The organism is Sodalis sp. C49 (genome assembly GCF_046352915.1).
In the GTDB taxonomy this organism is placed as follows: domain Bacteria; phylum Pseudomonadota; class Gammaproteobacteria; order Enterobacterales; family Enterobacteriaceae; genus Acerihabitans.
In genome coordinates this window covers 3,651,552-3,676,315 of record NZ_CP163303.1, presented here as the reverse complement: position 1 = coordinate 3,676,315, position 24,764 = coordinate 3,651,552, and the positions used below count along the sequence as shown (strand labels likewise).

General features: G+C 59.5%; 28 protein-coding genes. 17 read left to right on the top strand and 11 right to left on the bottom strand.

What is annotated here, in order from left to right:
* Positions 1–31 precede the first annotated feature (31 nt).
* From ABUK12_RS16540 to ABUK12_RS16465, 16 genes are all read left to right on the top strand, one after another.
* On the top strand, positions 32–421 hold the full coding sequence (locus ABUK12_RS16540) for a hypothetical protein (protein ID WP_410012873.1): 390 nt from the start codon (positions 32–34) through the stop codon (positions 419–421).
* A gap of 272 nt (positions 422–693) precedes the next feature.
* Complete coding sequence (locus tag ABUK12_RS16535) at positions 694–1,416, top strand: beta-ketoacyl synthase chain length factor (protein WP_410012872.1); 723 nt, start codon at positions 694–696, stop codon at positions 1,414–1,416.
* A gap of 73 nt (positions 1,417–1,489) precedes the next feature.
* The gene (locus tag ABUK12_RS16530) at positions 1,490–2,221 is read left to right on the top strand and encodes a lysophospholipid acyltransferase family protein (RefSeq protein ID WP_410012871.1); all 732 of its coding nucleotides are present in this window, start codon (positions 1,490–1,492) and stop codon (positions 2,219–2,221) included.
* An 18-nt stretch (positions 2,222–2,239) separates the two neighbouring features.
* On the top strand, positions 2,240–2,503 hold the full coding sequence (locus tag ABUK12_RS16525) for a phosphopantetheine-binding protein (RefSeq protein ID WP_410012870.1): 264 nt from the start codon (positions 2,240–2,242) through the stop codon (positions 2,501–2,503).
* A 39-nt stretch (positions 2,504–2,542) separates the two neighbouring features.
* A complete protein-coding gene (locus ABUK12_RS16520; protein WP_410012869.1) occupies positions 2,543–2,788 on the top strand; it encodes an acyl carrier protein in 246 nt (81 codons plus the stop codon).
* 4 nt (positions 2,789–2,792) lie between these two features.
* Positions 2,793–3,389: a hypothetical protein gene (locus tag ABUK12_RS16515; protein ID WP_410012868.1), complete on the top strand. Its 597-nt coding sequence runs from the start codon at positions 2,793–2,795 to the stop codon at positions 3,387–3,389.
* Positions 3,390–3,394: 5 nt separating this feature from the next.
* Positions 3,395–5,146, top strand: a complete 1,752-nt coding sequence (locus tag ABUK12_RS16510) for an AMP-binding protein (protein ID WP_410012867.1) — start codon at positions 3,395–3,397, stop codon at positions 5,144–5,146.
* A complete protein-coding gene (locus ABUK12_RS16505; RefSeq protein WP_410012866.1) occupies positions 5,137–6,876 on the top strand; it encodes a glycosyltransferase family 2 protein in 1,740 nt (579 codons plus the stop codon). The genes ABUK12_RS16510 and ABUK12_RS16505 overlap by 10 nt, the downstream gene beginning before the upstream one ends.
* Before the next feature lie 4 nt (positions 6,877–6,880).
* Positions 6,881–7,300: an acyl-CoA thioesterase gene (locus ABUK12_RS16500; RefSeq protein ID WP_410016676.1), complete on the top strand. Its 420-nt coding sequence runs from the start codon at positions 6,881–6,883 to the stop codon at positions 7,298–7,300.
* Positions 7,300–7,911: a LolA family protein gene (locus ABUK12_RS16495; RefSeq protein ID WP_410016675.1), complete on the top strand. Its 612-nt coding sequence runs from the start codon at positions 7,300–7,302 to the stop codon at positions 7,909–7,911. Before ABUK12_RS16500 ends, ABUK12_RS16495 begins: the two co-directional genes overlap by 1 nt.
* Entirely contained in the window at positions 7,883–10,213 is a 2,331-nt protein-coding gene (locus ABUK12_RS16490) for an MMPL family transporter (protein ID WP_410012865.1), read from the top strand. The genes ABUK12_RS16495 and ABUK12_RS16490 overlap by 29 nt, the downstream gene beginning before the upstream one ends.
* Positions 10,213–10,779, top strand: a complete 567-nt coding sequence (locus tag ABUK12_RS16485; protein ID WP_410012864.1) for a DUF3261 domain-containing protein — start codon at positions 10,213–10,215, stop codon at positions 10,777–10,779. The genes ABUK12_RS16490 and ABUK12_RS16485 overlap by 1 nt, the downstream gene beginning before the upstream one ends.
* A 3-nt stretch (positions 10,780–10,782) precedes the next feature.
* Positions 10,783–11,967 carry a beta-ketoacyl-[acyl-carrier-protein] synthase family protein gene (locus ABUK12_RS16480; protein ID WP_410012863.1) on the top strand — a complete coding sequence of 395 codons (1,185 nt, stop codon included), beginning with the start codon at positions 10,783–10,785 and terminating at the stop codon, positions 11,965–11,967.
* Positions 11,968–11,977: 10 nt separating this feature from the next.
* Positions 11,978–12,439, top strand: a complete 462-nt coding sequence (locus tag ABUK12_RS16475) for a 3-hydroxy-fatty acyl-ACP dehydratase (RefSeq protein ID WP_410016674.1) — start codon at positions 11,978–11,980, stop codon at positions 12,437–12,439.
* A gap of 4 nt (positions 12,440–12,443) precedes the next feature.
* The gene (locus ABUK12_RS16470; RefSeq protein ID WP_410012862.1) at positions 12,444–13,175 is read left to right on the top strand and encodes a 3-ketoacyl-ACP reductase FabG2; all 732 of its coding nucleotides are present in this window, start codon (positions 12,444–12,446) and stop codon (positions 13,173–13,175) included.
* Positions 13,172–14,404 carry a beta-ketoacyl-ACP synthase gene (locus ABUK12_RS16465; RefSeq protein WP_410012861.1) on the top strand — a complete coding sequence of 411 codons (1,233 nt, stop codon included), beginning with the start codon at positions 13,172–13,174 and terminating at the stop codon, positions 14,402–14,404. Before ABUK12_RS16470 ends, ABUK12_RS16465 begins: the two co-directional genes overlap by 4 nt.
* On the opposite strand, the gene ABUK12_RS16460 is transcribed toward ABUK12_RS16465, so the two are convergent.
* The 5 genes from ABUK12_RS16460 to ABUK12_RS16440 form a co-directional block, all read right to left on the bottom strand.
* Entirely contained in the window at positions 14,385–15,155 is a 771-nt protein-coding gene (locus ABUK12_RS16460; RefSeq protein WP_410012860.1) for a hypothetical protein, read from the bottom strand. The two genes, ABUK12_RS16465 and ABUK12_RS16460, sit on opposite strands and share 20 nt — an antisense overlap.
* A gap of 165 nt (positions 15,156–15,320) precedes the next feature.
* A complete protein-coding gene (locus ABUK12_RS16455; RefSeq protein WP_410012859.1) occupies positions 15,321–15,623 on the bottom strand; it encodes a DNA-binding protein in 303 nt (100 codons plus the stop codon).
* A 39-nt stretch (positions 15,624–15,662) separates the two neighbouring features.
* A complete protein-coding gene (locus ABUK12_RS16450) occupies positions 15,663–16,118 on the bottom strand; it encodes a PTS sugar transporter subunit IIA (RefSeq protein ID WP_410012858.1) in 456 nt (151 codons plus the stop codon).
* A 2-nt stretch (positions 16,119–16,120) separates the two neighbouring features.
* Positions 16,121–17,494 carry a PTS galactitol transporter subunit IIC gene (locus tag ABUK12_RS16445; RefSeq protein ID WP_410012857.1) on the bottom strand — a complete coding sequence of 458 codons (1,374 nt, stop codon included), beginning with the start codon at positions 17,492–17,494 and terminating at the stop codon, positions 16,121–16,123.
* A gap of 4 nt (positions 17,495–17,498) precedes the next feature.
* The gene (locus tag ABUK12_RS16440) at positions 17,499–17,780 is read right to left on the bottom strand and encodes a PTS sugar transporter subunit IIB (RefSeq protein WP_410012856.1); all 282 of its coding nucleotides are present in this window, start codon (positions 17,778–17,780) and stop codon (positions 17,499–17,501) included.
* A 337-nt stretch (positions 17,781–18,117) separates the two neighbouring features.
* Here ABUK12_RS16440 and yieH point away from each other — a divergent pair, with 337 nt between their 5' ends.
* Entirely contained in the window at positions 18,118–18,801 is a 684-nt protein-coding gene (gene yieH, locus ABUK12_RS16435; protein WP_410012855.1) for a 6-phosphogluconate phosphatase, read from the top strand.
* A gap of 13 nt (positions 18,802–18,814) precedes the next feature.
* Here yieH and phoU read toward each other — a convergent pair whose 3' ends face one another.
* The 6 genes from phoU to ABUK12_RS16405 form a co-directional block, all read right to left on the bottom strand.
* Positions 18,815–19,579: a phosphate signaling complex protein PhoU gene (gene phoU, locus ABUK12_RS16430; RefSeq protein WP_410012854.1), complete on the bottom strand. Its 765-nt coding sequence runs from the start codon at positions 19,577–19,579 to the stop codon at positions 18,815–18,817.
* Between the two features lie 14 nt (positions 19,580–19,593).
* On the bottom strand, positions 19,594–20,370 hold the full coding sequence (gene pstB, locus ABUK12_RS16425) for a phosphate ABC transporter ATP-binding protein PstB (protein WP_410012853.1): 777 nt from the start codon (positions 20,368–20,370) through the stop codon (positions 19,594–19,596).
* 44 nt (positions 20,371–20,414) lie between these two features.
* The gene (pstA, locus tag ABUK12_RS16420) at positions 20,415–21,308 is read right to left on the bottom strand and encodes a phosphate ABC transporter permease PstA (RefSeq protein WP_410012852.1); all 894 of its coding nucleotides are present in this window, start codon (positions 21,306–21,308) and stop codon (positions 20,415–20,417) included.
* Positions 21,308–22,267, bottom strand: coding sequence for a phosphate ABC transporter permease PstC (gene pstC, locus ABUK12_RS16415; protein WP_410012851.1), 960 nt, complete (start codon positions 22,265–22,267; stop codon positions 21,308–21,310). The genes pstA and pstC overlap by 1 nt, the downstream gene beginning before the upstream one ends.
* Positions 22,268–22,329: 62 nt before the next feature.
* Complete coding sequence (pstS, locus tag ABUK12_RS16410; RefSeq protein WP_410012850.1) at positions 22,330–23,370, bottom strand: phosphate ABC transporter substrate-binding protein PstS; 1,041 nt, start codon at positions 23,368–23,370, stop codon at positions 22,330–22,332.
* Between the two features lie 156 nt (positions 23,371–23,526).
* Positions 23,527–24,759 carry an anaerobic sulfatase maturase gene (locus ABUK12_RS16405; RefSeq protein WP_410012849.1) on the bottom strand — a complete coding sequence of 411 codons (1,233 nt, stop codon included), beginning with the start codon at positions 24,757–24,759 and terminating at the stop codon, positions 23,527–23,529.
* Between the last annotated feature and the right edge of the window lie 5 nt (positions 24,760–24,764).

Genomic DNA, 24,764 nt, shown 5'->3' with positions numbered 1-24,764 from the left:
TACTTAAATCATTTACAGGGAAATGTAGAAAATGAATCTTTTAAAACCGGCCGTTGTTTTTTTTGTGTGCATTCTCGCCCTGGCCGGCTGCGCCCGCACCGCCGCCATCGCCAACGTCACTACCCCGCTGGCGGCCCACTATTCCGACGATCGGGTAAAAAACGCTATTTTACAAGCGGGCCTGGCGCGGCAATGGAAAATGACCCCGGTCCAGCCCGGTATCATTAACGGCCGGCTTGACCTGCGCGGCCATCAGGCCGATATTCAAATCGTCTACAGCGCTACCGGTTATAAGATCAATTATATTACCAGTAAAAATCTGTTGGCAGACGGCAAAGGCCATATTCACCGCAATTATAATAACTGGATAAATAACCTCGATAAGGATATCCAGTTAAAATTGTCCGCAACCGCGCAATAAGTCAAGCCAGTGATTTCAGGGCCGGTCTATAACCGGCCATTTTTGCAGGCCTTGACCTTTCCTGGTTTCTCATCACGGCAAGCTGCCCGACAGTCCGGCTAATTCTCGCCGGAGCGGCCGGATTGCGCCAAACAGCCATGCTATCCTGCCGTCGGCATGCGCGGGTTGGCGGCCAACGGCGCATTTATGCATTGTAAACAAATGTAAACGTGGCATCAACGTATCGGCTATGATAGATAAGAGACCTGAAAGGGTGATGCCAGTGAGATTATATGCAAATATCGTTAAACATCCTTGACTGGCAGGCCTCGGCGCCCGGCTTGTCCGGGCGGGACGACTGGCGGCGCTGGAGCGTTGCCGCGCCGCTTATCGCCCGCGATGCGCCGCTGCCGGACTGCCCTCACCTGCCGATGATGACGGCCCGGCGCCTGAGCGCGGGCAGCCGGCTGGCGGTAGACAACGGCCTGGCGTTGTTGCAGCGCCATCAGCCCGATGCGGTAATTTTTTCCAGCCGTCACGGCGAGCTGGAGCGCAACCAGCGTATACTCGAGGCGCTGGCGGGGCTCACGCCGCCGTCTCCCACCGATTTCGCCATGTCGGTACACAATGCCGCCGTCGGCAGCCTGACGATAGTGGCGAAGGCGCCGCTGGCATCCGCCTCTCTTTCCGCCGGGGAAGACAGTTTCCAGCAGGGCCTGGTTGAAGCGCAGCTATTTTTGCACAGCGGTTATCAGCGGGTGCTGCTGGTGGATTTCGATAATACCATCCCGGCATTCTACCGCCCGTACCTGGCGGAACAGACCCCGGATTATCCTTATGCAGTGGCGCTGTTGCTGACGCCGGGCGCTACGCTGCGCTGCCAATCGCAGCGCCTGGATAAGCCCATTTCTCCCGGCATGCTGCCGCAAAGCCTGGCTTTCCTGCACGGCTGGTTAAGCGGCGCGCCGGCGTTTACCCTGACCAGCGAGCGCCTGAGCTGGCACTGGAGTTGTTAATGAGCACCCGCGCTGCGCCACACCCGCCGTCCGCCGGCCCGATAATCAACTGAAGTTTGTCTGGCGCATGCTGATGACCGGCTGTTGCTTCGCTTTATTCGGAATCGGCGGATTGCTGCTGACGGCGTGGTTTCATATCCTGTGCCTGCGGCAAAAAGATCCGCATGCGCGCACCCGCCGCGCGCGCGCGGTCATTTCCGGCAGCTTCCGGTTATTCCTCGGGGTCACGCGGCGGCTGGGCGTTCTGGATTACCATATCCACGGCGCGCATCTGTTGCGCGAAGATAGCGGTAACCTGGTACTGGCGAATCATCCGACGCTGCTTGATTACGTACTGCTGGCCTCGGTCATGCCGCAATGCGATTGCATCGTCAAGCGGGCGCTATTGGATAACATCTATGTCCGCGGGGCCATCAGGGCGGCGGATTACCTGATTAATACGCAGGCGGAGCTGCTGCTCATGGAAAGCAGTAAACGGCTGCACGCGGGGAGCAGCCTGCTGATTTTTCCGGAAGGAACGCGATCGCGCCCCGGCGTACCGATGAAGCTGCACCGCGGGGCGGCGAACCTGGCGGTGCGCAGCGCATGCGATATCCGTATTGTCCATATCCACTGCAGCCAGCTGTTTCTCAGCAAGGGCAGCAAGTGGTACCAGATCCCGCGGACCAAGCCGCTGTTCACCGTTGAGGTCAAGACGCGGTTTTCCGCCGGTGATTTTTTTGCCGGTGGGGACCCGTCGCCCGCGCTGGCGGCGCGGCGTCTGACCCGGCATTTGGCCGGGATCCTGGCACCGGAACATTGCTAAATTTTTTGAGATAACATCATGGAACAGCTTAACCAGGAAATTAAACAGTTGATAATCGACACCCTGAATCTGGAAGGGATCGGCAGGGACGACATCGACACCGACGCACCGCTGTTTGGCGATGGGCTGGGCTTGGACTCTATCGACGCCCTGGAATTGGGGCTGGCGGTAAAAAACCGTTATAACGTCGTACTTTCGGCGGAAAACCAGGAAATACGCAGGCACTTTTTTTCGGTGGCTACCTTGTCGGCGTTTATTCAGTCGCAACGCGCCGCCGGATAAGTATTCTTCAAAGCAGTGCTTATAAAAACAGGTCCAAAGATGGATAAACACGCAATTTACCAAGACGTGACGCAACTGCTGATCGCATTATTTGAAATCGACCCGGCACTTATCACGCCACAGGCGCGCCTGTATGAGGATTTGGATCTCGACAGCATCGACGCCGTGGATATGGTGGTGCATTTGCAGAAAAAAACCGGCAGGAAAATCAAGCCCGAGGCATTTAAATCCGTACGCACGGTGCAGGATGTGGTGGATGCGGTGGCCATACTGCTGGCGGAATAACGCCGTGACTGCCCGTTGCGCGGCTGTCCCGGCCCGCTTCCTGGCGCTCGGGGCGGCCCGCCTGTTCAGCCTGGGGGGGATGATACTGTATCCGTTCGCCGTGTGGTACGGCAGCGCCCACGGGCGACCCGGCCTGACGGCGCTGGCGCTGGCCGCCGTTTTCCTGCTGCGTCTGCTGGTGCTGCGGGGCCTGCTGCCGGCGCTGGACTGGCTGGCCAAAGCGCTGGCGCTGTTCGGCATCCTGCTGTGCGCGGCCAGTTGGCTGCTGCGAAGCCATCATTTACTGCTCTGGTATCCGGTGATGATGAACCTATTGATGCTGCTGCTGTTTGGCGCATCGCTGCTCAGCCGGGCCAGCGTGGTGGAACGTCTGGCCCGGCTGCGGCGACCCCGGCTGCCGCCGCGGGCGATAGCCTATACACGGCGGGTGACGCAGGCCTGGTGCCTGTTTTTTATGATTAACGGCGGCGTGGCGCTGTTTACCTGCCTGTACGGGAATATGTCCTTATGGGCGCTGTATAACGGCGTCATCAGTTATCTGCTGATGGGGCTGCTGATGGGAACGGAATGGATAATCAGGAAACGGACACAAGCCGGCTAGCGCCTTTGCCATTTTTCCCTCCCGCGCGCTGGCTGAGCCGGGAGCGCCCCGATGCCACGCCTGTCGCCTGGCAGGGCGATCGATGCCTCGACCTGGGGCAATTGCGCCATGACGTCACGGTATTATGGCATGCCCTGGCCGATGCCGGCGGCACTCGGTGGGCGCTGTGCTTCGACGATGCCTACGGCTTCCTGGTGGCGCTGCTCGCGCTGTGGCATAGCGGCAAAACGCCGGTCATTCCCGGCCATAACCGGCAGGCGCTGCTGGCGGAGCAACGGCATTTATTCGACGGCGTCATCAGCACCCTGCCGCTGGCCCTGGACTGCCCGCTGCTTGACCCCCGGCAGCATCAACAGCCCGCCGCCCTGCCCCTGCCGCCGCTGGCGGAAGACGCCCGTCTGGTACTGTTCACCTCCGGTTCCACCGGCCGGCCGAAAGAGGTGACCAAAACGCTGCGCGCCATGGAAACCGAATCCCGCTGGCTGGCGGCGCTGATGCGCGACCAGGCGGGCGGGGATACGCTTGCCGGGTGCCGGGTGATCTCAAGCGTTACCCATCAGCATTTATACGGACTGACCTTCGCCCTTTTTCTACCGATGAGCCTGGGCCTGCCCTTTACCCTGGAAATCGCGCGTTATCCGGAACAATTTATCCGCCAGTGCGCCGGGCACCCGGTGCTGTTTATCAGCAGTCCGGCCTTTCTGGCGCGCATCGACCTCCGGCTGCCCGCGCCGCGCTGTATTGCGCTATTTTCCGCCGGCGGGCCGCTGTCCTGGCCCGACGCACGGGCCGCCAGTCAATGGCTGTCGGCCGCGGTGACCGATATTTACGGCGCCACCGAAACCGGAATTCTGGCCTGGCGGCGCCGCTTTGGCGAGACTGATTTATGGCAACCGTTCGACGGCGTTGAATTTCATGCCGCCGCGGGCGGGATCAGGGCGACTTCGGCGCTGATAGCCGGGCCTGAAGGGCAATTACTGGACGATCGGCTGGTATTCGGCGAAGATGGCCGTCAGTTTTCCCTGGCGGGACGCGACGATCGGGTGGTCAATATCGAAGAAAAGCGGCTGTCGCTGGCCGACATCGAGCAGCGCCTGAACGCGCTGCCGGATATCGCCGAGGCGGTGGCGCTGCCGCTGACCAGGCACGGCCGCCACACCCTCGGCGCGGTGATAGTGCTGTCGCCGGCGGGAAAAGAACGCCTGGCCGCAGGCTCCATGCCGGCGCTGGTGCGGCAATACCGGCGCGCGCTCGGCGCCTGGCTCGAACCAGTGGCCGTGCCGCGTTACTGGCGCGTGGCCGGCGCGCTGCCGCGTACGGCGCGAGGCAAATACGACTGGGATCGGCTCAAGGAGTTGTTTTTTATTATGCTTCCCACTGAGATTTCCCGCCTGACGCCGGACTGGAACCGGGCCGAACTGCTGCTGCGGCTGGATCCGGCTCTGTTCTGGTTTCGCGGCCATTTTCCCGCACGGCCGATATTACCGGGGGTGGCGCAGGTAGATTGGGCGCTGCACTATTTCCGGGAACTGCTGGCACGTGAAGCGCCGGGCGGCGATCAGCCGGCGCCCGCCGTTCAGTTCAGCGGCATTGAGAACGTTAAGTTCCAGCTTCCGGTTAAACCGGGCCAAACGCTGCGCCTGCATCTGGAGTGGCAGGCGCCGCACCGGTTATTACGCTTTCGCTATACGCTTTGCGATGCCGATCTCATGGACGGGCCCACGGTCAGCAGCGGGAAAATAATGCTATGTCCCTGACCGATGCCCGCGCCGCGGAGCCGACGACCTGTGTCATCATCCCCTGTTTCAACCATGGTCCCATGCTGACCGGGGTACTGACGCGCCTGCGGCCCTACGGCCTGCACTGCTTTATTATCGACGACGGCAGCGGCGCCCCTACCCGGAACATCCTTGAGCGGCTTTGCGCCGGGCAAGACGGCATCACCCTGCTGCGCCTGGCGGCAAACCAGGGTAAGGGCCGGGCGGTAATGACGGGACTTGCCGCCGCGGCGGCGGCCGGTTATACCCATGCGCTGCAGGTGGACGCCGACGGCCAGCATCAGCTGGAGGACATCCCCCTGCTGCTGCGCGCCGCCGCCGCCGCGCCGGATAAGCTGATTTCCGGCCGGCCGGTATACGATGATTCGGTGCCGCGCGCCAGGCTGTATGGCCGCTATATTACCCATGTCTGGGTATGGATCGAAACGCTGTCGCTGTCGCTGCAAGACAGCATGTGCGGCTTTCGCGTCTATCCCATCGCCGCCACCCTGTCGCTTGGCCGGCGGGTTACGCTTGGCGCGCGCATGGACTTCGATACCGAGGTGATGGTCCGCCTTTATTGGCAGGGCAACGAGAGCCTGTTTGTGCCGACCCGGGTCATCTACCCCGTGGACGGATTATCCCATTTTGACGGGCTGCGCGATAACTGCCGCATTTCCTGGATGCATACCCGGCTGTTTTTCGGCATGTTGCCGCGTATTCCCGCGCTGTTGCGGCGCAACTGGCGGCGGCGCCCGCCGTCCCTGCATTGGTCCGGCATGGCCGAGCGGCACGGCGCCATGGGTATGCGTTTTATGCTGGCCGCCTACCGTTGCGGCGGCCGCAGGCTATTTAACGCCTTGCTCTATCCGGTTATCGGTTATTTTTGGCTCACCGGCCGGGCCCAGCGCCGCGCGTCCGGGCAGTATTTGCACCGGCTGAGACAGACCGCCGCCCTCCAGGGTATTGAGCTGCCGGGCCGCTTGTCCAGTTTTCGCCATTTTATGCGCTTCGGCGACGCGATGCTGGATAAGCTGGCCGGCTGGCAAGGCGATATCAGGCTCGGGGAGCAGATTGATTTTGCCGAACAGTCCCCGGCGCAGCCGGATATCGACCGCCAGCGCGGCCTGCTGATCCTGGCCTCCCACCTGGGCGATATTGAAGTCTGCCGTGCCCTGGCGCAGGGCGGCGGCCGGGTCAGGATCAACGCGCTGGTGTTCAGCGCCCATGCGCAGCGCTTCAGGGGGCTGCTGGAACAGATCAATCCGGATGCGGGCATCAACCTGATCCCGGTGACGGATATCGGGCCGGAAACCGCCATCCTGCTGCGCGAGAAGCTGGATCTGGGGGAATGGGTGGCCATCGTCGGCGATCGCACGCCGGTACAGGCGCAGCAACGGGGCGCCGGACGCCGGGTAATATGGAGTGAATTCCTCGGCCGGCCCGCGCCGTTCCCCCAAGGCCCGTTTGTGCTGGCGGCGGCCCTGCGCTGCCCTGTAGCCCTGATGTTTGCCCTGAAAGAGCAGGGCAAGCTACGTATTTATTACGAACATTTCGCCGACCGGCTCGAGCTGCCGCGCCAGCAGCGGCAGCAGGCGCTGCAGCAAACCGTCGACAGGTATGCGGGGAGGTTGCAGCACTACTGCCTGCGCTCGCCGCTCGACTGGTTTAATTTTTTTGATTTCTGGCGCCTGCCCGACGAGCAGGCGCCGCAGCCACCCGAGGCCTGATATGCTGTTAACCGATCCGCGGTTTAGCGCGGAAATAGAGATAACCGTCCCGTTTCATGATGTCGACGCCATGGGCGTCGTTTGGCACGGCCACTATTTGCGGTATATGGAGATCGCGCGCGAGGCGCTGCTTAATCAGTTCGATTACGGCTACCGGCAGATGGAAGCTTCCGGTTATCTGTGGCCGGTAGTGGATGCGCGCGTCAAATACCGCGCGCCGCTGACCTTTGAGCAATCCATCCGCGTTCAGGCGCGCATTGAGGAATACGAGAACCGCCTGCGCATCGGCTATAGCATTTTCGACCGGCCGAGCGGTAATAAAACCACCACCGGCTACACCATCCAGGTGGCGGTGGAGCGCCACAGCCGCGAGCTCTGTTTTGTCAGCCCGCAGGCACTGTTGCAACGCATGGGGATAGTATGATGAAAAAGCTGTTGCCGGGCCTGCTGCTTTGCTGCCTTGCCGCCGTCAACGCCCGGGCGGTTACGCTTGATGCGCTGCAGCAGCGTTTCGCCGGGCAGCCGGTGGTGCGCGCGCATTTTGATCAGCAGCGCAGCATCAGCGGCATCGCCCGCCCGCTGCGCTCATCGGGCGAGCTGCTTATCGCCCGGCAAAACGGTCTGTGGTGGCAGCAGCAGCAGCCGTTTCTGCTAACCCTGATCCTCAATGACAGCAAAATGGTGCAAATCACCGGCAACCAGCCGCCTGAGGTGGTCACCGCCGCCGGTAATCCGCAGATGTTCCGCTTTAATCATCTGCTGCGCGCCCTGTTCCAGGCCGACCGCGCGGTGCTGGAGCAAAACTTTACCCTGCAATTCACCGATAAAGGCCAGGAAAACTGGCAACTGGTGCTGGTGCCAAAGACTTCGCCGCTGGATAAGCTCTTCACGGCCATCACGCTTACCGGCCAAACCTATCTTGATCATATCCTGCTGGAGGATAAGCAGGGAGACAGCACCGCCATTACCTTCAGCCGGCAGCGCACGCAGCCCGGGGTACTGAGCCATGACGAGCAGCAGCGCTTTGAGCAGTGAATCCTTCAGTAAATTCTACCTGCGCGCGGCGGCGGCCTGGCTGCTGATCTGCCTGGGGCTGTTGCTGGCGTTGGCGCTGCTGCTGCCGCGCAGCCAGATTAACAGCAGCGTATTGGCGTTGCTGCCGCGCCAGGCCATGGGCCCGTTGCCGCCGGCGGTGTACGACGGTTTTATGCAACGCCTCGACCGCCAGCTGGTCTGGATGGTCAGTCCCGCCGACGGGCAGGGATTGGCGCCGGTGCAATGGTGGGCGCAACAGGTGGCTGCCCTGCCCGGCATGGGCGCGGTGAAAGGCCCGATGACCGAACAGCAGCAGCAGCAATGGGGCCGGTTTTATTTCCAGCATCGTAACGCCATGATTGACGACCAGACCCGCGCGCGGCTGCAACGGGGCGGCGGCGCGCAGGCCGATTGGATTGCCGGCCAGCTTTACTCCGCGTTTGCCGGGGTCGGCGGCCAGGAACTGCAGCACGACCCGCTGCTGCTGGTGCGCGGGTCCCAGCTGGCGCTGCAACAGTCCGCCGGCCGCCTGACCCTTGACCAGGGCTGGCTGATGAGCCGGGACCCGCAGGGCGCCGCATGGTATCTGATCCACGCAGAGCTGGCCGCCTCCTCCTATGATATGCAGTCCTCCCATCAGGTGGCCCTGCGGCTGGCGCAGCTGCGCCAGCAATTGGAAACGCGCTGGCCGGGCGCGCGGCTGTTATCCCGCGGTACGCTGTTTTACAGCGACTACGCCAGCCAGCAGGCCAGGCATGATATTTCCACCCTGGGACTGGCGACGGTCATCGGCGTGCTGCTGCTGATCGGGCTGGTATTCCGTTCGCCGCTGCCCCTGCTATGCTGCGCCCTGTCGGTGGCCGTCGGCGCGCTGGCGGGCACCGTGGCCTGCCTGCTGCTCTTTGGCGAGCTGCATGTCATGACGCTGATGATGAGCATCAGCATCGTCGGCATTTCCGCCGACTACACGCTCTACTACCTGACCGAGCGCCTGGTACACGGCCGGCAAAATACACCGATGGCCAGCCTGCGCAAGGTACTGCCGGCGCTTTCGGCGGCGCTGGCGACCACGGTGGCGGCCTACCTTATCATGGTGCTGGCCCCCTTCCCCGGCCTGCGTCAGCTGGCGGTGTTCGCCGCCGCCGGGCTGAGCGCCGCCTGCCTGACGGTGATCTGCTGGTACCCGCTGCTCACCAGGCGTTTGCCGGTGCGGCCCACCCCGGCGTTGCCGCTTATCCGCGCCTGGCTGTCCGCCTGGCGGCATCGTAAGGTCCTGCGCATCGGCCTGCCGCTGGCGCTGGCCGTATTTACCCTGGCCGGGCTGCTGCAACTGCGGATTGACGATGATATCGCCCAATTGCAGGCGCTGCCGCAGCAGATTCATCAGCAGGAAGAAGACATCGCCCGGCTCTCCGGCCAGGAACAGGATCAAAAATGGTTGGTGGTTACCGGCGCCAGCGCGGAGCAGACGCTGCAGCGCATGGAGCAACTGGCGCCGGCCCTGGCGCAGGCGCAAAGCCGGGGCATTCTGGCGGGCTACCGGATGCCGCCGTTGTCGTCGCAGCGGCGCCAGCGCGAGGATCTGGCCTTGCTGACCCGGGCGGCGCCGGCGGCGGTTGAGCGCCTGGGGCAAATCGGGGTGGGCGCCGCGGCGCCCGATCTCAGTCCGATGCCGGTATCGCCCACGGACTGGCTGGCGAGCGTGGTCAGCGAAGGCTGGCGCCTGTTATGGCTTAGCCTGGCCGACGGGCAAAGCGCGGTACTGATCCCGGTAAGCGGCGTGACCGACAGTGCGGCGCTGCGACACCTTGCCCAATCCCAGCCCGGCGTCAGCTGGGTGGATCGCAAGGCGGACTTCGATGCGATGTTCGCCGCCTACCGGCATAAGCTCGGCTGGCTGCTGCTGGCCTCGATTGGGGTGATTGCCGCGAGCTTTATCGCGCGCCAGGGCTGGCGGCAGGGCCTGCTAAGCCTGATCCCGACGCTATTATCCCTGGGGGCGGGCCTGTCGGTGCTGGCGTTAAGCGGCCATACGCTGAATTTATTTTCCATGCTGGCGCTGGTATTGGTGCTGGGCATCGGCATCAACTATCAGCTGTTTTTCGCCAATCCGCGCGGCACGCCCTCCACGTCGATGCTGGCGGTGACCCTGGCGGTGATGACCACTTCCTTGACCCTGGGCATGCTGGTGTTCAGCCATACCCAGGCCATCGCCAGCTTCGGCATCGTTCTCTGCAGCGGTATTTTCACCGCCTTTTTATTGTCGCCGCTGGCTTTGCCGCCCGGGCGGGGGGATTATTGATGAAAGCATTATCCGCACTGGTGCTGCTGCCGGCCCTGCTGCTTGCCGCCTGCGCCGCCGGACCGAAAGCGCCGTCGGCCTGGCTAAAACCCGGGGTGTCCGTAAGGCTGCCGCAGCCCGGCATAACACCGGCCATCAGCGAACAGCAGTTACTGACCGCCACAGTACCGGGACACGGTGCGCAATCCCTGTTGGTGCTGCTGAATGCCGATGGGCAGCGGTTAACCCTGGTGGGGCTGTCATCGCTCGGTATCCGCCTGTTTAAAGTCGCCTACGACCGGCAGGGGATCCATACCGAGCAATCGGTGGTGCTCCCGCAGCTGCCGCCGGCGAGCCAGGTTTTGGCGGATATCATGCTAAGCTATTGGCCGGCCGCGGCCTGGCGCGAGGTGCTGCCGCCAGGCTGGACGCTGGTGGACCAGGCCGACCGGCGGGTGCTGGCGGATCCCGGCGGCCATAGCGTAACCGAGATACGCTATGGGTTAATTGCGGGCCGGCGTCAGCCGGTCGAGCTGCATAACCTGGTTTTCCATTACCAGATCGCCATTCAACATCTGGACGACTAAACGATGATTTCAATTTCAGCGGTCGGCATGCTAAATGCCCTGGGTAACGATATGGCGGAGATCGCCGCCAATCTTACGCGCGGCGTGGCGCCGGGGATGAAACTGAGCCATGACTGGCTATTGCGGGGGCGTCCCTGCTGGCTGGGAGCGGTTACCAGCCCTCTGCCGCCGATACCCGCCCGGCTTCAGCGCCACGATAGCCGTAATAATCGCCTGCTGCTGGGGGCGCTGGCGCAAATCCGCGCCCAGGTGGACGACGCCGTGGCCGCCTTCGGCGCGGAGCGCGTGGCCATCGTGCTGGGCACCAGCACCTCGGGCCTGGATGAATGCGATCGGCAGGTTACCGCCGCCGCGCGCGGGGAAACATCGCCAGGATATTATTATCAGATGCAGGAATTAGGGGATCCGGCGCGTTTTCTCGCCGCGTTCCTGCAATTGGAGGGCCCGGCCTATACCTTATCCACCGCCTGCTCTTCCAGCGCGCGGGCGATTATCAGCGGACGCCGGCTGATTGAAACCGGCATGGCGGACGCGGCCATCGTCGGCGGCGCCGATAGCCTGAGCCGGATGCCGATCAACGGGTTCGACAGCCTGGAATCGTTATCCGCGGAACGCTGCCGGCCGTTCAGCGCCGAACGCGACGGCATCAGCATCGGCGAAGGCGCGGCGCTGCTGCTGCTGACCCGGGCGCCGGGCGCCGTTGCCCTGCGGGGCATCGGCGAATCCTCCGACGCCTGGCATATGTCAGCGCCCCATCCCGAAGGCAGCGGCGCGATCCGCGCCATTGAAATGGCCCTGGCGGACGCCAATCTCGCGGCGTCGGATATCGGTTACATTAATCTACACGGTACCGCCACCCCGCTGAACGACCGCATCGAAGCGCTGGTGATTCACCGTCTGTTCGGTCAACAGGTTCCCTGCAGTTCAACCAAACACCTGACCGGCCATACGCTGGGCGCCGCCGGGGCAATTGAGGCGGCGCTTGGCTGGTTATTGCTGACCGACTCCCTGCCGCTGCCGCCGCAGGATTTCTCCGCCGCCACCCTCGATCCCGGCCTGGCGGAGTTCGGCCTGCTGACCGCGCCCGCCCGCCTGGCCCGGCGTTATATCATGTCCAACTCGTTCGCCTTCGGCGGCAATAATACCTGCCTTATTCTGGGCGATAACGAGGTAAGCCATGTTGCCTGAAACACCCGTCATGCCCGATGCCTTGCCCGCCGCGCACTATCTGCCGCACGACACGCCGATGGTGCTGATCGAACACGTCTGCGCTATCGACGATCTGCATGCCCGCTGCCGGGTCGCCGTCGGCCGCGAAGGCGTGCTGGGTCCCTTTCTGAATATGCACGGCGATTTGCCCGCCTGGTACGCACTGGAGATGATGGCGCAAACCATCGGCGTCTGGTCCGGCTGGCATGGGCGGCAGCGCGGCGAGCCGCCCCGTCCCGGACTGCTATTGGGCGCGCGCGCCTTACACTGCGCCCGGCCGGTATTCCCCCATGGCAGCGAGCTGGATATCAGTATCAGCCTGTTGCTGCGGGATGAGCGTATCGGCAGCTTTGAATGCCGGATAGAGTGCGCCGGCGACACCCTTGCTTCCGGGCGGCTGAATACTTATCAGCCCGATGAAAATGAAATTAACCCATTATTACAGGAATAAGACGATGACACGCTCGGTATTGGTGACGGGAGCCAGTAAGGGAATAGGACGCGCGATAGCCTGCCAGCTGGCGCGGGACGGCTTTACGGCAATCGTTCACTATCATCATGACCGGGCAGGGGCGGAGGAAACGCTGCTGCGGATAACGGCGCAGGGCGGCCGGGGACGGATTATCGCCTTTGATGTCGCCGACCGCGACGCATGCCGTCAGGCGATAACGGCGGATATCGACCGGCACGGCGCGTATTACGGCGTGGTCAGCAATGCCGGCATGACCCGCGACGGCGCCTTCCCGGCGCTGGACGGCGAGGATTGGGACAGTGTAATGCATACCAATCTCGACAGTTTCTATAACGTGTTGCATCCCTGCATCATGCCGATGATCGGCCTGCGCGACGGCGGGCGCATCATCACCCTGTCCTCGGTATCCGGTCTCATCGGCAACCGGGGACAGGTCAACTACAGCGCGGCCAAGGCCGGCATTATCGGCGCCACCAAGGCGCTGGCGGTTGAGCTGGCGAAACGGCATATCACCGTTAACTGCATTGCGCCGGGGCTGATTGATACCGGCATGATCGACCTGGACGCGCGCGCCCTGGACCAGGCCATGGGCCTTATCCCGATGAAACGCATGGGGCAGGCGGATGAAGTGGCGGGACTTGCCGGCTACCTGATGTCGGACATGGCCGGTTATATCACACGCCAGGTCATCTCCATTAACGGAGGCATGCTATGAACCGCCGCGTGGTGATTACCGGCATGGGCGGCGTCACCGCCTTTGGCGAAAGCTGGCAGGCGGTGGCGCAAGGCCTTAAGCGCCTGGAAAACGCCGTGGTCGCCATGCCGCAGTGGCGCGAGTTCGACGGGTTGAATACCCTGCTGGCCGCCCCGCTGCCCGCCTTTGCGCTGCCCGAACATTATACCCGCAAGCGCATCCGCTCCATGGGCCGGGTATCGCTGCTGGCGACCCGGGCCACCGAACTGGCGCTGGAACAGGCGGGGCTGCTGAATGATGCCATCCTGACCGGCGGCGAAACAGGCATTGCCTACGGCTCGTCCACCGGCAGCACCAAACCCATCAGCGATTTCGCCACCATGCTGACGGAGAAACACACCCACAATATCACCGGCACCACCTATGTGCAGATGATGCCGCATACCACGGCGGTCAATGCCGGATTGTTCTTCGGCCTGCGCGGCCGGGTAATCCCCACCTCCAGCGCCTGCACCTCCGGCAGCCAGGCCATCGGGTATGCCTATGAAGCCATCAAGCATGGCTACCAAACGGTCATGGTGGCCGGCGGCGCCGAGGAACTCTGTCCTTCCGAGGCGGCGGCCTTCGATACGCTGTTTGCCACCAGCCAGCTTAACGACGCGCCTAAGCTCACACCCGCCCCCTTTGATGTCAACCGGGACGGACTGGTCATTGGCGAAGGCGCGGGCACGCTGGTATTGGAAGCGCTGGATTTTGCCCGGGCCAGGGGCGCCACTATTTATGGCGAGCTGGTGGGGTTCGCCACCAACTGCGATGCCAGCCATATTACCCAGCCGCAGCAGTCCACCATGCAAATCTGCATGGCGCAGGCGCTGCAAAACGCCGGCGTATCCAGCGGGGACATCGGCTATATCAGCGCGCACGGCACCGCCACGGAACGCGGCGACATTGCCGAGAGCCGCGCCACCGCCGCGCTATTCGGTAATACCACGCCGATATCCTCGCTGAAGAGCTATTTCGGCCACACGCTGGGGGCCTGCGGCGCGCTGGAAGCCTGGATGAGCCTGGAAATGATGCGCGAGGGCTGGTTTGCCCCAACGCTTAACCTGCGCCAGCCGGACCCGGAATGCGGCGATTTGGACTATATCACCGGCCAGCCCAGGCTCATCGACACCGGTTATATCCAGTCCAATAACTTTGCCTTCGGCGGTATTAATACTTCACTGATTATTAAACGCTGGGCACACTGACGCCGCCCGCGCGCTCATCCACCAAGCCGATGCCCGTTCCATTGGTGCCGCCGGTCGCGGCATTGGCAAGAATATAGCCCCATAACACGGCCATGGCATGCAGTGAATCGCCATATTCTTTAGAACCGGAACACGACAAATCCATACGCCCTATTTCCATGGCCAGAACGAGCAGCGACACGGCAAAACTTTTCTGCCCTTTGCAGCTGCTATCTATATGCCTCAGCATACCGATGCCCGGATGGTCATCACCCTTATTTATTATTTCACATGCCTTTTTCTTTGCGCGGCCATGAATTAAGTTCTGCGCTTTCGATTTAGCCAGCCGTATAACGGCAATCCCGATAAAATAAACCTTTTCTTCAACTGTCTGTTGTTTATCTCCCAGGGACGGCAAAGGGACCATAAGGTCGTTAATGATAAGGGTAGCTCTTGCCATTGACGGCTCATCAAGTAATGGTACGATAGCGCCCATCTTGGGGTGAGAACTGTTTGTGGCGCCAAAAGACCACTGTTGGTCGCCATGATGAAAATAATTGCCGACATAAGCCAGCATATCGGCCATGCGCTGCATTACGCGCCGGAAAAAAGGCTTGTGAACGGGCATATTAGTAGCGCTAGCATTTATAGATATTTGACTATTACTGATCGAGTTTACCTCGGATATAAGCGGTTGATTGGCCTCCTCAGCATAATCAAGGTAATCATTATTTATATCATGCCGTATATTGGTTGCCGAAAAATACCACATAACCTTCCTTGGTAACGATAAATTAAATATAAGCACCTTTTCCCGGCCCATTTAATGATAAACCAACGCGGTTGTACATGTACTTTTATGCAATGATAATTTGACGATCCTTGCTTAATATCGCTTAAACCAAACAAACCGGGACAGCAGGCGAACACCGGACGCCTATTTTTTAGGTTTTGCCGCGATCATCTCCACCTGAACGGAAGGATCCATGGCCTCCACCGCCTTTTGCAGCTCCGCCAGGGCGAATTTCAGGGAGGCGATCTCCTGCTGCAGCGCCCGCACTTCGAGCGAAGTGCGGTTGGCTTTGGGAAACGCGTCAAGCACGTCATGTTCATGAAACATGCGCACCTGACGGTTATCCAGGTTAACCATCTGATATTTCAGGCGGCCGCTGTTGATGGCGTTATAAACCGTCTTGCGGCTGACCATTGCTATCTCAATCACCTGGCTTATTCTTAACATCGCATTTCTCTGAAGGCGTAGGGAGATTCCGGCTTCATTCTAACGGGTAGTGATGGATTCAGTGAACAGTTTCGCGATGCCCTCCGGCGAGTTTCCGCCGATTTTGTTAACCTGCTCAATATCCCCCAGCAATGCAAACAGGGATTGGATAATGGCCACTTTTTCGCACGACGGATCGATGGCCATTAACACCACGACGGCCGGTTTTACCACCGCTTGTGGCTCATCGGTGCGATGGAACTCCACCCCCGCCTGGTTTACCGCGACGGCAAAGCCGGTGGCGAGCACATGTTCAAACTCGGTATGGGGTATGGCGATACTGTGCGTCTCCATATCGATGCCGGTGGGATAAACCGCTTCCCGATCAAGCACGCCCTGGCGAAAGCTTGCTTTGACCAAGCCGTCCGCGTACAGGCTGTCCGCCATCAGGGTCAGCAGTTCATCCCGGCTTATCGGCTGGGTAATGGTGAAGACGCGCTCGGCGCTGAACATCATGATTATTCTCCCATCTCTGTGCCGGCGGCGCCCGTTTGCGCCGCCAACCGGTCCTCACGGAGGATTTTTTTGCGGTTCCATAGCGCCAGCAGCAGCGCCAAGAGGATCAGCACGCCGACGCCGATGGCCTTGAAATAGAACCCCTGGATAATGACCCAGGGCAGCATTGCGCCGGCATAATCAACGCTGCTGATACTGGTTGCGCCATGGGGTAACGAGAACCCGGTGCTGACGGCCGTACTGGTCACCAGCGGCGCCAGGCTGGTGCCGATTAACAGCGCCAGGCTCAGGGTGAGCAGGCCGGTGAGCAGGGTGCGGAACATATCGCCCCGGCATACGGCGGTCACCAGCACAAAGGCAAACGGCAGGCCCGTCAGCGAGGCGAACGGCAGAAACTGATTACCGGGGATAATCGCCGCCAGCACCAGCATAATCGGGATCATCAGCATCGACACCGACAGGGTAACCGGATGGCCGACGCTGACGGCGGAATCCAGCCCGATGGAAATTTTGCCGAACGAACCGGCCCGGGACTGCGCAATTTCCTGGATACGCTCGCTGATGGGATAGACCCCTTCCATCAACATCTTGGCCATGCGGGGGATAATGGTCATCACCGCGGCCATGGTGATGGCGGTTTGCAGGATGGCCTTCACATCAACCCCGGCGATAACGGCCAGGATGGCGCCGATAATCGCGCCCAGGCAGGCGGGATCGCCTAATATCGATAAGCGCTTTTGAATCACATCGGTATCGATTTTAATATCGCGCACGCCGGGGATACGATCGACTATCGCGTTAACCAGCCAGGCGGCGGGCACAAACGACGCGGAAAAACCATGCGGCACCGAGATACCCGGCAAATTGAGGTATTTTTCCACATCGGCGGTGGTGCGATCGGCTATCACCATGGTGACGATACAGTTCAGCCCGGCGGCCAGCACCCCCAGCCAGAGGTTACCGGTGATAATGGCCACCAGCGAGCCGGTAAACGCGTGATGCCACAGGTTCCAGATATCCACGTTCAGGATACGGGTGGTCTTGGTATAGAGCATCAGGACATTGATGGCGACGCACACCGGGATCACCAGCGCGCCGACCCGGGTACCCATGGCCACGGCGGCGGCGGCGGGCCATCCCATGTCCAATACCGTCAGGTTCAGGCCGAACCGCTCGACAATGGCATGGCTGACGGGCGTTAACGAATCAATCATCAGGTTAACGGTAATGCTTAATCCGATAAAACCGATCCCCACCATCAGCCCGGCTTTAATCGATTTGGCGATGGATAAACGCAGCAGCAATCCCAGCAGAATGAAGATCAGGGGCATCATGACCGAGGCCCCCATGCTCACGATATAATCGATAACAAACATGGTATTAACCCTCGGCGAGAATCAATTCTTTAACGCTGCTGAATACTTTGTCGGTCCCCATGCCGGTCAACAGGGGCAAAGCGTTAATGACCGGTACGGACACTTTCACCGGCGAGGTGGAAACGATAAAGTCCACATCGTCGCGGGTGGCGGCTTCCGCCACGGTACCCTGTGATATGCGCACCTTATCCAGCAAGTTTTCCCCCTGCAGGTAAGCTTCCAGTTTTTTCAGCGCCACGGTGCTGGTGGCAACGCCGGCGCCGCAGCAAATCATCATATGTTTCATAGTCAGTTCCCAGTCGAAGAAGTGGGATGATTAAAACATGTTAATGAATCGCTAAATGTGATCGATGTGTAATTTTACACACTGAGATGACAATATATTTTTAACTACACTATTATCCTTATATATGTTGTTGATATATAATTGTTTATATTATAAAAAACATTATGGCCGTGTGTTCCACTGTGTAACACCCACCAGCCGGGTTAAGCGGGTATCCACCGCTGCCCGCGGCCGGGGCCAAAAAACAGGCGCGGCAACGGGTTAAGCGATCGCTTGTCCGCCCTGATCGGGTAAAGTAAGAGCGGATATTCCCGGCAACGGTATAAGGACAGGGTTAATGACGGACAAAACATGCGTATTATTTGATTGTGACGGCACGCTGGTGGACAGCGAGATCTTGTGTTGCGAGGCCTATGTGCTCCTGTTCGCCCAATACGGCATTGCGCTGACGCTTACCGATGCCATCAGGGATTTCAAAGGCGTAAAACTCAATGACATCTTCGATCGTATGAGGGAACAGCACGGCCTGCGCCAGCGGGCGGATATCCTGGAAGCCGAGTACCGCGCGCATGTAGCCCGGCTGTTTGATGAGCGGCTGGTTGCCATCGAGGGCGTGCGCGAGCTTTTGCAGCGGATCGTCGTACCGATGGCGGTGGTGTCCAACGGTCCGGTCAGTAAAATGGAGCACTCGCTTGGCCTGACGTCGCTGCTGCCGTTTTTTGCGCAACGTCTGTTCAGCGGTTACGATGTGCAGCGCTGGAAGCCCGACCCGGCGGTGATCCATCATGCCGCCGCCCAGCTGGGGGTACCGGTGGCGCAATGCATTTTAGTCGAGGATTCGGTGTCCGGCGTCCAGGCGGGCATCGCCGCCGGCATGCCGGTATTTTACTATTGCGCCGATGCGCATAATCCGCCGATTGACCACCCGCTGGTCACCCGCTTTGATGATATGGGTCAGCTGCCGGCGTTATGGCGCGCGCGGGGATGGACGTTGACCGGCGCACCGGAAGTATTGGTATGATCGGCCAGGATTATTATTCCTTCGGCGGACTGGCCTCGCCGCCGGCATCCGCGGCCTTATCTTTACCCGTGCCCGTCAGCAGCGTTTCCAGCGCGTCGCCGCCCACATGGCGGAAGTCCTGTCCCTTAACAAAATAGAAAATATATTCGCAGATATTCTGGCAGCGATCGCCGATACGCTCGATGGAGCGGGCGCAAAACAGCGCCGTCAGCACGCTGGGAATAGTGCGGGGATCTTCCATCATATAGGTCATCAGCTGACGGACGATACCCTCGTATTCCTGGTCGACTTTTTTATCCTCGCGATAAATCCGGATCGCCTCATCCAAATCCATGCGCGCAAAGGCGTCCAGCACGTCATGCAGCATCTGCACCGTATGGCGTCCAAGCGACTCCAGGCTGACCAGCATCTGCAAATGCTGCTGGGAGTATTTTTCCAGCGCGGTACGGCAGATTTTATCCGCGCCGTCGCCGATACGCTCCAGTTCGGATATGGTTTTGATGATCGATATCACCAGGCGTAAATCGCTGGCGGTAGGCTGGCGCTTGGCAATAATACGCACACAGGCCTCATCAATGGCCACCTCCATCGCATTCACCTTGACGTCCCCGGCGATGACCCGTTTGGCCAATTCTTCATCCTGGCTGTGCATCGCGCTGATGGCGTCGGTAAGCTGTTGCTCCACCAGGCCGCCCATCGCCATCACCTGGGTGCGTATGTGTTCCAGTTCGGCGTTAAACTGGCCGGAAATATGCTTATTGAGATTCAGGTTTTCCATGATATATCCCGTTATTAACCATAGCGGCCAGTAATATAATCTTCGGTTTGTTTGTTCTTCGGTGCGGTGAAAATGCTATCCGTATCGTTGAATTCAATTAACTCGCCGAGATACATAAATGCCGTGTGATCGGAGCAACGCGCCGCCTGCTGCATATTATGCGTCACTATCACCACGGTATAATCCGCTTTCAATTCTGAAATCAGCTCTTCGATACGTCCGGTCGAGATCGGATCCAGGGCTGAACAGGGCTCATCGAGCAACAGCACATCGGGGCGAATGGCGATGCCGCGCGCGATACATAAACGCTGCTGCTGGCCGCCGGACAGGCTATAACCGCTCTGGTGCAATTTGTCCTTGGTTTCGTTCCACAGCGCCGCTTTGGTCAGCGACCACTGCACGCGCTCCTCCATCTCGCTGCGCGACAGTTTCTCAAACAGGCGCACGCCGAACGCGATATTGTCATAAATAGACATCGGAAAGGGGGTCGGCTTCTGGAACACCATGCCGACCCGGGCGCGCAGCAGGGAAACATCGCGCTTATCGGTGAGGATATTGTCCCCGTCCAGCAGGATCTCCCCTTCGGCGCGCTGCTCCGGATAAAGCTGGTACATTTTATTAAAGCAACGCAACAGCGTGGATTTACCGCAGCCGGACGGGCCGATAAAAGCCGTCACCTGGTTACGGGCAATATCCAGGCTGATATTTTTCAGCGCATGAAATTTACCGTAATAAAAATTCAGATCGCGAACCTGTACTTTGCTGTCGTTGGCGTTGTTGATCCCGCTCATGCAACACTCTCTCTTTCGATCAAAGACGCGTCGGCGCCTGACGCTTAATAGGTTTTTTTGGCGAAAATAATCCGCGCGATAATGTTCAGCAACAGCACGCACAGGGTAATCAGCAGCACGCCGGCCCAGGCCAGCTGTTGCCATTCGGCAAACGGGCTCATGGCGAATTTGAAAATCGTCACCGGCAGGTTGGCGATGGGCTGCATGAGATCGGTACTCCAGAACTGGTTGGAGAGCGAGGTAAACAGCAGCGGCGCCGTTTCGCCGGCAATGCGCGCCACCGCCAGCAATACGCCGGTGATGATGCCGGAAACCGAGGCCTTAAGCGTGATGGCGGAAATCATTTTCCATTTCGGCGTACCCAACGCATAGGCAGCCTCACGCAGCGTATCGGGCACCAGCCGCATCATGTTTTCCGTGGTACGGATAACAATCGGCACCTGCAGCAGCGCCAGGGCGATCACCCCGGCCCAGCCGGAGAAATGCTCCATTTTCGCCACCACCAGCGTATAGACAAACAAACCGATAACGATGGACGGCGCGGACAGCAGGATATCGTTAATAAAACGGATCACTTCCGCCAGCGCGGACTTACGCCCGTATTCCGCCAGGTAAATCCCGGCCATGATGCCCAGGGGCGTGCCGAAAACAGTGGCCCAGAGAATCAGCAATCCGCTGCCGGCCAGGGCATTGGCCAGCCCTCCGCCGGCGGTATTGGGCGGCGGCGTCATTTCGGTAAACAACGCCAGCGACATACCGTCAAAACCCCGGCTTACCGTGGTCAGCAAGATCCAGCATAACCAGAACAGGCCGAAGGCCATGGTGATCATGGATAATAACAGCGCCAGACGGTTCTTCTGCCGCCGCCAGGACTGCATTTTACGCCGCGCTTCCATTTGTGGCGCGGTATGGGTCATTTGGTGCTCGACGGTCGCCATTATTTGACCCCCTCGTTTTTCGCCAGGCGCATTATCATGAATTTGGAGCAGGCCAGCACGATAAAGGTAATCACAAACAGGATTAACCCCAGCTCCATCAGCGCGGCGGTATGCAGACCCGCCTGGGCTTCGGCGAACTCATTGGCCAGCGCCGAGGTAATGCTGTTGCCCGGGCTAAACAGGGAAATGCTGTCCAGCTGGTTGGTATTGCCGATGATAAAGGTCACCGCCATGGTTTCGCCCAGCGCCCGTCCCAGGCCCAGCATCACGCCGCCGATCACGCCGTTTTTGGTGAAGGGCAGCACGATACGCCAGATCACTTCCCAGGTGGTGCAGCCGATACCGTAGGCCGACTCCTTCATCAACACCGGCGTTTGCTCAAACACATCGCGCATCACGGCGGCAATATACGGGATGATCATGATAGCCAGGATAATACCGGCGGCCAGGATGCCGATACCAAACGCCGGCCCCGAAAACAGGACGCCGATAAAAGGGATGGTCGACATCACATCGCCCAGGGGCTGTTGAAAATACTGGGCGAACAGGGGAGCAAAAACAAACAACCCCCACATGCCGTAGACAATGCTTGGGATGGCCGCCAACAGCTCAATGGCGACGCCAAGGGGACGCTTCAACCAGTTGGGGGCAAGCTCGGTAAGGAACAGGGCGATGCCGAAGCTGACCGGAACGGCAATCAGCAACGCGATAAAAGAGGTCACCAGGGTGCCATAGATAGGAACCAGCGCGCCGAATTTTTCACCGGGCGGATCCCACTCCTTGGTCCACAGGAACGCGAAGCCGAACTTTTCCATGCTCGGCCACGAAGCGACAATCAGCGAAACGATAATTCCGCCCAACATCAATAAGGTAATCAATGCGGCCAACCTGACCAACGTACCGAATATCAGGTCGCCTTGTTTACCGGGGGCATGCCGTGCCGGCGTATTGTCAGCCATAGAGTACTCTTTTTGTTGGTTCGTAATCCCTTCCCGTAAGGGAAGGGACGAAACACAAGGACTTAGTAGAGCGCTTTACCGTTACTGTCTTTGATATTGGCCTTCCAGGCGGCGCGGATCTGTTCGACCACGTCCTTTGGCAAGGTGGCGTAGTCAAGGGCGTTAGCCTGGTCGGCACCCTTGTTGTAGGCCCAATCGAAGAATTTCAGGGTTTCGCGGCCCTGCTCAGGCTTGGTTTGGGTAGTATGCAACATAATAAACGTGGTGGAGGTGATCGGCCAGGCATTGTTGCCCTTCTGGTTAGTCAGATCCTGGGCAAAAGATTGCTGCCAGTTGACGCCTTTCGCCGCCGCGCTGAAGTTATCCTGCGTCGGCATTACCGGCTTGCCGTCGGCGGAAATCAGCTTGGTGTAGGCCAGGTTGTTCTGCTTAGCGTAGGCGTACTCCACATAACCGATGGAACCCGGCAAACGCTGGACAAAGGCGGCGATGCCGTCATTGCCCTTGCCGCCCAGTCCGACCGGCCAGTTAACCGTGGAACCGGCGCCGATTTTTTCTTTCCAGGTCGCATTCACCTTGGACAGATAGCTGGTGAAGACAAACGACGTGCCGGAACCATCGGCGCGGCGTACCACGGCGATATTCTGATCCGGCAGCTTCAGGCCCGGGTTCAGCTTGGTGATGGCCGGGTCGTTCCATTTTTTGATGTTGCCCAGGTAAATTTCACCCAGGGTATGGCCGTCCAGGGTCAGTTCGCCGCTTTTGATTCCCGGTACGTTGATGGCCAGCACCACGCCGCCAATCACGGTCGGAAATTGGAATAAACCTTCTTTCTTCAGGTCGCCATCGCTTAAAGGAGCATCGGACGCGCCGAAATCAACGGTATTGGCGATAATCTGTTTAATGCCGCCGGAAGAACCGATGCCCTGGTAGTTAACTTTCACGCCGGTTTCTTTTTGATAGGTATCAGCCCATTTAGCATAAACCGGGGCGGGGAATGTGCCGCCGGCACCTGTCAGGTTGGCGGCAGCGAACGAAGAAATACTCGCCAGGGCGAACGTAGCTGCTACAACACTGGCAACGGTGGTATGCATCAGTCTCATAATCCCTCCTGTGGGATATTTAAAATCGGCCCATGGCCGTTTTCTTCAATTATTATAATTGCTGCAGGAGGGAAAATAGGACAATTAGGTTACAGATACATGTCGGTAATATGACATTTTTATGACACCGGGATGGGTACCTATTTTAATGGCATATTAGCCTTTTTTTTCAATCCCCGCCTCCGCAATCCGATCAATTTCGCGCATAATGCCGGCGGCCGGCCGATGGTGCGCCAGTTCGCCGGCCATATACGCCATATAGGGCGCGATATGGGAAAAAATAGCTTTATAGCCGGGGCAAAGATGATTATGCCACTGGCCCCCGATGCGGTGAATACGGTGCTTAGGACAGCCGCCGTGACAGGCAAACCGATAGTCGCATGACAAACACGGCGTCGCCACATTGGCTTTTAGCTGGCCGAACTGGCGCTGTTTTTTCCCACCGGCCATGGCGGCCAGGTTCCCTGTCATCAGATTGCCCAGTCTATGCTCAGGGTAGACGAAATGATCGCAGCTATAGATATCGCCGTTCTGCTCGACGACCAGGCCCTGGCCGCAGGTGGGCTGCATCACGCACAGGCTTGGCATCACGCCGCACCAGGCGGCCAGGGCATTATCGAATAGCTGCACAAACACCGTGCCGACATCATGCCGTACCCAGTAGTCAAACAGGGTATTGATAAACGTGCCGTAGGCTTCGCCGCTCACCGACCATGGCGTCAGCGTTTTATCCGCCGTCGACCGGGGATAAATCAATTCCCCCCGCGCGGCTCCGGACAACCTTTGTTCCACTGCCGGGATAAATTGCACATACTGCGCGCCCAGCTCTTGCGTGATAAAAAAATATATTTCCAGCGGCGCCTGGGCGGTTTTATCGTTCACCACGCTCAATACGTTGTAATCTATATGATATTCCTTAAATATCCGGATGGCGTTGATCACGCTGTCAAATACCGGCCGGCCGCTGGCGGTATGGCGATAATGATTATGCAGCCTGGCGGTGCCGTCCACGGAAATACCCAGCAGGAAATGATTATCGGCAAGAAAACGGCCCCATTGATCGTTTATCAATACGCCGTTGGTTTGCATGCTGTTGGTAATCCTTTTTCCCCGGGCGTAACGCTGCTGATAGCGCAGCGCGGCGGCATAAAAGTCAATTCCGGCCAGGGTCGGCTCGCCGCCCTGCCAGGCAAACATGACCTCGTCGCCAGCGCTGGCGTCAATATACTGCTTAATAAATTCCCTGAGCACATCGTCGGCCATATGCTTCGACGCCGATGCTCCGGCGGGTAACAGGGTATTTTTTTTGTCCACATAAAAACAATAATCGCAGTGAATATTGCATTGATAACTGGTGGGTTTCGCCATCAGGGAAAACGGGCGTTTCATAACCG

What these genes read in the sequence shown, in the direction of transcription:
- ABUK12_RS16540 (WP_410012873.1), top strand. Translation starts at nt 32, where the DNA reads ATGAATCTTTTAAAACCGGCCGTTGTTTTTTTTGTGTGCATTCTCGCC.
- ABUK12_RS16535 (WP_410012872.1), top strand. Translation starts at nt 694, where the DNA reads ATGCAAATATCGTTAAACATCCTTGACTGGCAGGCCTCGGCGCCCGGC.
- ABUK12_RS16530 (WP_410012871.1), top strand. Translation starts at nt 1,490, where the DNA reads ATGACCGGCTGTTGCTTCGCTTTATTCGGAATCGGCGGATTGCTGCTG.
- ABUK12_RS16525 (WP_410012870.1), top strand. Translation starts at nt 2,240, where the DNA reads ATGGAACAGCTTAACCAGGAAATTAAACAGTTGATAATCGACACCCTG.
- ABUK12_RS16520 (WP_410012869.1), top strand. Translation starts at nt 2,543, where the DNA reads ATGGATAAACACGCAATTTACCAAGACGTGACGCAACTGCTGATCGCA.
- ABUK12_RS16505 (WP_410012866.1), top strand. Translation starts at nt 5,137, where the DNA reads ATGTCCCTGACCGATGCCCGCGCCGCGGAGCCGACGACCTGTGTCATC.
- ABUK12_RS16495 (WP_410016675.1), top strand. Translation starts at nt 7,300, where the DNA reads ATGAAAAAGCTGTTGCCGGGCCTGCTGCTTTGCTGCCTTGCCGCCGTC.
- ABUK12_RS16490 (WP_410012865.1), top strand. Translation starts at nt 7,883, where the DNA reads ATGACGAGCAGCAGCGCTTTGAGCAGTGAATCCTTCAGTAAATTCTAC.
- ABUK12_RS16485 (WP_410012864.1), top strand. Translation starts at nt 10,213, where the DNA reads ATGAAAGCATTATCCGCACTGGTGCTGCTGCCGGCCCTGCTGCTTGCC.
- ABUK12_RS16480 (WP_410012863.1), top strand. Translation starts at nt 10,783, where the DNA reads ATGATTTCAATTTCAGCGGTCGGCATGCTAAATGCCCTGGGTAACGAT.
- ABUK12_RS16475 (WP_410016674.1), top strand. Translation starts at nt 11,978, where the DNA reads ATGCCCGATGCCTTGCCCGCCGCGCACTATCTGCCGCACGACACGCCG.
- ABUK12_RS16470 (WP_410012862.1), top strand. Translation starts at nt 12,444, where the DNA reads ATGACACGCTCGGTATTGGTGACGGGAGCCAGTAAGGGAATAGGACGC.
- ABUK12_RS16465 (WP_410012861.1), top strand. Translation starts at nt 13,172, where the DNA reads ATGAACCGCCGCGTGGTGATTACCGGCATGGGCGGCGTCACCGCCTTT.
- ABUK12_RS16460 (WP_410012860.1), bottom strand. Translation starts at nt 15,155, where the DNA reads ATGTGGTATTTTTCGGCAACCAATATACGGCATGATATAAATAATGAT.
- ABUK12_RS16455 (WP_410012859.1), bottom strand. Translation starts at nt 15,623, where the DNA reads ATGTTAAGAATAAGCCAGGTGATTGAGATAGCAATGGTCAGCCGCAAG.
- ABUK12_RS16450 (WP_410012858.1), bottom strand. Translation starts at nt 16,118, where the DNA reads ATGATGTTCAGCGCCGAGCGCGTCTTCACCATTACCCAGCCGATAAGC.
- ABUK12_RS16445 (WP_410012857.1), bottom strand. Translation starts at nt 17,494, where the DNA reads ATGTTTGTTATCGATTATATCGTGAGCATGGGGGCCTCGGTCATGATG.
- ABUK12_RS16440 (WP_410012856.1), bottom strand. Translation starts at nt 17,780, where the DNA reads ATGAAACATATGATGATTTGCTGCGGCGCCGGCGTTGCCACCAGCACC.
- yieH (WP_410012855.1), top strand. Translation starts at nt 18,118, where the DNA reads ATGACGGACAAAACATGCGTATTATTTGATTGTGACGGCACGCTGGTG.
- phoU (WP_410012854.1), bottom strand. Translation starts at nt 19,579, where the DNA reads ATGGAAAACCTGAATCTCAATAAGCATATTTCCGGCCAGTTTAACGCC.
- pstB (WP_410012853.1), bottom strand. Translation starts at nt 20,370, where the DNA reads ATGAGCGGGATCAACAACGCCAACGACAGCAAAGTACAGGTTCGCGAT.
- pstA (WP_410012852.1), bottom strand. Translation starts at nt 21,308, where the DNA reads ATGGCGACCGTCGAGCACCAAATGACCCATACCGCGCCACAAATGGAA.
- pstC (WP_410012851.1), bottom strand. Translation starts at nt 22,267, where the DNA reads ATGGCTGACAATACGCCGGCACGGCATGCCCCCGGTAAACAAGGCGAC.
- pstS (WP_410012850.1), bottom strand. Translation starts at nt 23,370, where the DNA reads ATGAGACTGATGCATACCACCGTTGCCAGTGTTGTAGCAGCTACGTTC.
- ABUK12_RS16405 (WP_410012849.1), bottom strand. Translation starts at nt 24,759, where the DNA reads ATGAAACGCCCGTTTTCCCTGATGGCGAAACCCACCAGTTATCAATGC.